At 53.5% G+C, this 6,332-nt stretch carries 9 protein-coding genes; 5 read left to right on the forward strand and 4 right to left on the reverse strand.

All coding sequences use genetic code 11. From position 1 onward, the window contains the following. The 4 genes from ACOYIE_RS01815 to rpmH all read right to left on the reverse strand — a co-directional run bounded on the left by ACOYIE_RS01815 (position 1) and on the right by rpmH (position 2,072). The gene (locus ACOYIE_RS01815) at positions 1-981 is read right to left on the reverse strand and encodes a YidC/Oxa1 family membrane protein insertase (protein WP_433410277.1); all 981 of its coding nucleotides are present in this window, start codon (positions 979-981) and stop codon (positions 1-3) included. A 117-nt stretch (positions 982-1,098) separates the two neighbouring features. Continuing rightward, positions 1,099-1,311, reverse strand: coding sequence for a membrane protein insertion efficiency factor YidD (yidD, locus tag ACOYIE_RS01820; protein WP_433410278.1), 213 nt, complete (start codon positions 1,309-1,311; stop codon positions 1,099-1,101). Continuing rightward, entirely contained in the window at positions 1,308-1,652 is a 345-nt protein-coding gene (rnpA, locus tag ACOYIE_RS01825; RefSeq protein ID WP_433410280.1) for a ribonuclease P protein component, read from the reverse strand. Before rnpA ends, yidD begins: the two co-directional genes overlap by 4 nt. A 285-nt stretch (positions 1,653-1,937) precedes the next feature. Continuing rightward, positions 1,938-2,072 carry a 50S ribosomal protein L34 gene (rpmH, locus tag ACOYIE_RS01830; RefSeq protein WP_433410281.1) on the reverse strand — a complete coding sequence of 45 codons (135 nt, stop codon included), beginning with the start codon at positions 2,070-2,072 and terminating at the stop codon, positions 1,938-1,940. A gap of 298 nt (positions 2,073-2,370) precedes the next feature. Between rpmH and dnaA the strand changes: the two genes are divergently transcribed. The 5 genes from dnaA to ACOYIE_RS01855 all read left to right on the forward strand — a co-directional run. Next, positions 2,371-3,651: a chromosomal replication initiator protein DnaA gene (gene dnaA, locus ACOYIE_RS01835; RefSeq protein WP_433410283.1), complete on the forward strand. Its 1,281-nt coding sequence runs from the start codon at positions 2,371-2,373 to the stop codon at positions 3,649-3,651. 227 nt (positions 3,652-3,878) lie between these two features. Beyond that, positions 3,879-4,988: a DNA polymerase III subunit beta gene (gene dnaN, locus ACOYIE_RS01840; RefSeq protein WP_433410285.1), complete on the forward strand. Its 1,110-nt coding sequence runs from the start codon at positions 3,879-3,881 to the stop codon at positions 4,986-4,988. Then, positions 4,981-5,193: an RNA-binding S4 domain-containing protein gene (locus ACOYIE_RS01845; protein WP_433410287.1), complete on the forward strand. Its 213-nt coding sequence runs from the start codon at positions 4,981-4,983 to the stop codon at positions 5,191-5,193. Before dnaN ends, ACOYIE_RS01845 begins: the two co-directional genes overlap by 8 nt. A 16-nt stretch (positions 5,194-5,209) precedes the next feature. Beyond that, a complete protein-coding gene (locus tag ACOYIE_RS01850; RefSeq protein ID WP_433410289.1) occupies positions 5,210-5,734 on the forward strand; it encodes a hypothetical protein in 525 nt (174 codons plus the stop codon). After that, the coding region (locus tag ACOYIE_RS01855) for a DNA replication/repair protein RecF (RefSeq protein ID WP_433410291.1) at positions 5,731-6,332 on the forward strand (602 nt) is incomplete at its 3' end. The genes ACOYIE_RS01850 and ACOYIE_RS01855, both read left to right, overlap by 4 nt.

The raw sequence follows: 6,332 nt of genomic DNA on the forward strand, positions 1-6,332 counted from the left end.
TTATTTATCCCCCTTTTTGCCCTTTGCCTGCTGCGCCTGTTTGGCCTGCTCAATCTGCGCCGCACGGTGGGCAGCGCGCTTGGCTTCCTTTTCCGCCGCAATGCGGGCCTCTTCTTCCGCAGCCTGCTTTTCCTGCTTGCCGCGGATTACCTTAGTCAGTACGATATCCTGAATGCAGGTGAACACGTTGTTGAAAATCCAGTAAATGCCGATTGCGCCCGGCAGAATAAAGCCGAAATAAACCGACATCAGCGGCATCAGAATATTCAGCATCTTCATCTGACCGGCAGCAGCGCCCGGCGTGCCCTGCATTTTCTGCATGACATAGCTGGAAAGATACGCGGTAACACCGGAAAGAATCGGAATCAGCCAGATGATGCTGGGGTCCTTGATGGACGGCACCTGCGCCAGGTTCAGGCCGAAAAAGCTGAAATCAATGTTGAGCAGCTCGCCCATGCCGTCGGTGATTTTGGTAATCGTCTCTGGCCAGACGCCGCCGTTTTCACTGAAAATCTGGCCCAGTTTTTCCGCAATGGTGATCTGGCCGTAATAACCGGCGGTCGCCACATCCACGCCGACAACGGTGCCCAGACGGGCAACCACTTCGTCGCCAAAGCCCATCATGAACTTGAGCGGCTGCTGTACGGCATAGTACAGGCCCATCATAATCGGCAGCGGGATAAACTGCGGCAGGCAGCCGCTCATCGGGCTGACGCCGTGCTTGTCATACAGCTTCTGAATTTCTTCGTTGAGCTTCATGCGGTTGTTCGCATATTTTTTCTGAAGCTGCTGCATTTCGTTGTTCATTGCGGTCATGGCAAGCATGCTCTTCTTGCCCTTGATCGCCAGCGGAATACAAACCAGCTTCACTGCCAGCGCAAACAGGATAACGGCAAAACCATAGGATTTTACCGCCTTGAAAATGGCCAGCAAAATCAGACCCAGCGGCCTGACGATGAGTAATCCAAATATGTCTCCCATAATTCCTCCAACATTAAAATGAACCTTCCGGGGCAAAATACCCGCAGAAGGAGCCGCTTTGCTCAGCAAAGCCCCTTTTTCACAAAATAAAAATCCGCCTTTCCGGCAAAACGCCGTTTACGGCACCGGATCATACGGCCCCCTCTTGCTGAAAGGATGGCAGCGGCAGATACGCTTGAGCGCAAGCCAGCCCCCTTTGAGCGCGCCGTATTTTTCAATTGCCTCTATGGCATACTGCGAACAGGTTGGGATATACCTGCAGCAGGGCGGTTTAAACGGAGAAATATGCCGGCGGTAAAACCGGATTGCCGCCAGCAAAAACCGTTTCATGATTGTGCTGCCGCCGCTTTGTTTTCCTGCAAAGCCCGCAGCAGCGATTTTTCAATTTGCTGATAATCGGCGCCCACCGCGCGGCTCCGCGCGACAAGCACCAGGTCGACGCCGGTTGCAAACTCCTGCTCGTGCAGGCGGTAAGCCTCCCGCAGCAGACGTTTGACGCGGTTGCGCTGCACCGCGTTGCCCAGTTTTGCGCCGACGGTCAGTCCCAGCCGGTTATAGCCCAGGCGGTTCTTGCGGCAATACAGCACAAGATGCCTGTTGCCGGAGGATACGCCCCTGTAATACAAACGGCGGAACTCATGGTTTTCCTTTAAGGATACAGTGTTTTTCATTTGCAACCTCCCGTTTTTTCGATGCCCATGAAAAAACGGACGCTCTTTGCATCCAGTCAAACTGCAAAGCCGGCCGCGCGCATTATCTGTCCGGTCCGCACGGCCCAAAATCTTTTTTTCCGGTTTTCTGCACGCCGGAAGAAGGAAAACCTCCGTCCATGTACAGAAAAAAACGAGCCGCAGAAGGGCGGCTCGTTACAGTCTTTCGCGCCGCTGGCGCGTATTCAGCAGAAAACAATCGTTTTCCTTCCGGAAGAACCTTTGCGTTCTTTCCCCTGCCTTTTATCAGGCGGACAGCTTTGCGCGGCCCTTTGCGCGGCGGCGAGCCAGCACCTTACGGCCGTTTGCCGTGCGCATGCGCTTGCGGAAGCCGTGCTCCATGGAGCGCTGACGCTTCTTGGGCTGATACGTTCTCTTCATTCTTCGTGCACCTCCCTGTTCTTTCAAAATTACGGATGGGCACCGGCATAGGTCCGGCATGGAGCGGGCGTATGCCGCTGCCTGTCCGCATAATAGGATACGTTAATTATTATCGTATAAAAGCGGCCAAATGTCAAGTTTTTTTTGACTTTTCAACATCTTGGGGCACTATCACAAAATAGCACAATAATTTGGGGAATACCAAAGGGATGGGATTTGTTTTATCAACAATTTGCGTTGAATCTGTGGATAACTTATGCTATTATTATACTGTATTCATATCGACAGGAGGCAACAAATGGCCAACAATATATTGGAAATGGCGCTTGAATATCTTGAGCGCGATTTTCCGCCGTCGAGCCTTTCGGCGTGGTTCGACGATGTTACGGTTGTTTCCTTATCGGACAACCGTTTGATTTTGCACTCTCCCGTGCAGTTTAAAAAAGAATTTATCGAGCAGAAATTCGTGGAGCCGCTGCAAAACGTGCTGCACGAACTGACGGGCGATCCGATCGCTGTTGTGGTGGTAACGGGCGAATATTCCTCGCCCACCGCATCCAGCTCGCCGTATGATGACTATACGTTTGAGCGCTTTATCGTCGGTTCCAGCAACAAATTTGCGCACGCGGCCGCCATTGCCGTGGCCAATAATCCGGCAGAGACCTATAACCCGCTGTTTATCTACGGCCAGTCCGGCTTGGGCAAAACCCACCTGATGTACGCAATTGCCAACGTCATCCGCAAAACCCATCCGGAATACCGCATCATTTACGTCAAGGGCGAAGATTTTACCAATGAGCTGGTCACGGCCATCCAGGAAGGCAACGTGCAGAATTTCCGCACCAAATACCGCATGGCCGATCTGCTCTTGCTGGACGACGTGCAGTTTATCGCCGGCAAGGAGCGCACGCAGGAAGAATTTTTCCATACCTTCAACGCGCTGTATGAAGCCCAGCGCCAGATTGTTCTGACATCCGACCGGCCGCCCAAGGAGATCAACACCCTGGAAGACCGCATGAAAACCCGTTTTGAATGGGGTCTGCTGGCCGATATTCAGCCGCCGGATTTTGAAACCCGCATCGCCATCATTCGGGACAAGGCCATCAAAATGGGCGTTTCGCTGCCGGACGAGGTTTCCACTTACATTGCAGAAAACATCCAGGCCAATATCCGGCAGCTCGAGGGCGCGGTCAAAAAAATCAAAGCCATGCACGAACTGGTCGGCGAACAGATTGACGTTGGTCTGGCCCAGCGTGCGATTGACGCGCTCAAAATCGAAAATCCCAACTTAAACCCGACGCCCGAGCGCATTATGGAGGCCGTCGCCAATTATTTTTACATTCCGGTTGAGCAGATGATTTCGCAGAACCGCTCCAAGGACGTCGCTTATCCCCGGCAGATGGCCATGTACATGATCCGTCAAGAGCTGGAATATTCTTTTCCGGATATCGCCAAAATCTTCAAGCGCGACCATACCACCGTCATGCACGCCTGCAACAAAATTGAGGAAGAGCGCAAAAACACCCGGGAAACCGAAGACGTCATCAAAAAGCTGCATAACAACATCCGCGGCGAATAATTTTTATCCCCAGTTCCCTGTGGATTGCACAGCGTTTTGCCTGTGCATAAAAATCCAGGCCGCCAAAGCTGTGTAAACAGAAATTTCTGTCCACAGCCTGCTGTGTACGTCATTTCCCGCGCTATATCTGGCGCAAATCCACTTTTGCACAATTTCCCCAGCCTCTACTACTACGACGAAATCCTTTCCTGTATATACAGAGAAAATCCGAGAAAGAAGGACAACCGATGAAATTCTCCTGTGAAAAAGAAACGCTGCTCAGCCTGATCGGCACAGCTTCGCGTGCTGTCACCGGAAAAAGCGCGATGCCGCTGCTCGAAGGTCTGCTGATACAGGCCGAAGAAAACACGCTGACGCTGACCGGATACGACCTTTCCATGGGCATCCGCACAGCAGCCGAAGTAAACGTCATCGAACCCGGCTCCGCCGTACTCAACGCCCGCCTGTTTTACGATATTGTGCGCAAACTGCCGCAGGACGTTATCTATCTGGAATGCAATGACAATTTGCAGACCACCATCAAATGCGGCCGTGCGGTATTCAACCTCATCGCCACCGAGGCGGACGAATATCCGGCCCTGGCCGAAGTATCGGGAGAAACCGGTTTTTCGCTGCCGCAGGCCATGCTCAAAAGCATGATTGCGCAGACCATTTTCTCCGTGTCGGACAATGAATCCAAGCCGATTCACACGGGCTGCCTGTTTGAGCTGGAAGGCAGCCGCCTGAACGTTGTGGCAGTGGACGGCTACCGTCTGTCCGTGCGCCGCGAAACCGTTGAGGGCATTTCCGGGGACATGAAATTCGTTGTGCCCGGCTCTTCTCTGCGCGAAATTGAGCGCATTTTAACCGAAGAGGACGGAGAAGTGGAAATCTGTCCGGATAAAAAGAACATTCTGTTCCGCATCGGCCAGACCACGCTGATTACCCGCCTGATCGACGGAGAGTTTCTCAATTACCGCGCTGCCATTCCGGCGGAGTTTGAGCATGTCGTCACCGCTGACCGGCACGAGCTCATCACCTGCATTGAGCGCGTGTCGCTCATCGTATCGGAAAAGCTGAAAAACCCCGTCCGCCTGCATTTTGACGGCTCTTATGTGCAGATGTCCTGCATCACGGCCGTGGGCAAGAGTTATGACGAATGCAGCTTTGACGGCTCGATCGACGATCTGGAAATCGGCTTTAACAACCGCTACATGCTGGACGCGCTGCGCGCGGCCGGAGACGATACGGTAAAAGTGCAGCTCAAGGGGCCGCTCAACCCGATGGTTATTTCCCCGCTGGAGGGCGACCGCTATACCTATCTTGTGCTGCCTGTGAGGTTAAAAGCCAATGACTGACATCGCGATCACGGGCGAGTTTATCAAGCTGGACGCCCTTTTGAAGTTTGCAAATCTGGTCAGCTCCGGCGGGGAAGCCAAAATCCGCATTGGAGAAGGGGAAGTGCTGGTAAACGGCGCGCCCTGCGTTCTGCGCGGCAAAAAGCTCCGGCAGGGCGATACGGTGACGCTGGACGGGCAGACCGTCCGCATTGTTTTGGAATGAAGGAGGCTTTCCTCTCTTGAAAATCTGCTATGAAAAGGACGAGGCGCTGCTGCGCCGCTTTTATCAAACCATGTATCCGCTGCTGCCGCTCTATCAGGCCCGCCGGAAGCGCCTGCTTTCCACGCTGGGCATCATTTGCGCGGTGCTGGCCGCAGCGTACTTTTTCACTTACTTTATCCTGTTTCTCATCGGCGCGATTGCGGTGGCCGTGCTGCTGGTTGTCAACGCCGTGCAGAAAATCAGCGATAAGACCATCGACCGCGTGGTGGAATTCAACCGCAAAGAATACGGCGAGGACGCCGTTTCCATCGTGGTGGAGTGCAAAAAGGACAAAATCACGGCCGGCCGGCAACGTTCGGACGCCGAGGATTATGTGGAATACGGCGAACTGACCGATATTCTGTATGATGATACGCTGTTTTGCATGGTAACAAAGGAAAACGCCTATTATTTCCCGATTTCCGCCATTCCGGAAGGGAAAGACGCGCTGATTGCATTCCTTCAGGAGAAAAATCCTGCGATTCAGGTGAAAGCGCTTTGAAAATCAACACACTGCATCTGCAAAATTTCCGGAACTATGTGGATGAAACCTTTGCGCTGCATCCGGCGGTCAACCTGATCTGCGGGGAAAACGGGCAGGGCAAGACCAATCTGCTGGAAGCCGCGGCCGCCTGTTCGACCATGCGGCTGTTCCGCACGGCCCAGAAGCGGGAAGGACTACGCTTTGGGCAAGACCATGCGTTTATTCAGGCCGAATTTGAGGCAAAAGAGCGGGATTTTTCGCTTGAAATGCGTTTTTCCCGCACAAAACCGCTGGAAATCTATAAAAACGGCGTCCGGCAGAAACGGCAGGCCGATATTCAGGGCCTGCTGAAAACCGTGCTGTTCTGTCCGGACGATCTGCTGCTGGTGCGGCAGGGCGCGGGCGCGCGGCGTCGCTTTCTGGATACCGCGCTGTGCCAGCTCCGGCCGTATTATGCGCGCTATCTGGAAGAATATAACCGCCTGCACGAGCATAAGACCCGTATTTTGCGGGACAGCGAGCAAAAACCCTCCCTGCTTTCCATGTGGGAGGATTTTTCGCTGCGTATGGCGCATTTGGGCGCGCAGATCATCCGGTATCGGGCGTATTATTGCAG

It is taken from the genome of Agathobaculum sp. (assembly GCF_050946325.1).
Classification (GTDB): Bacteria; Bacillota; Clostridia; order Oscillospirales; family Butyricicoccaceae; genus Agathobaculum.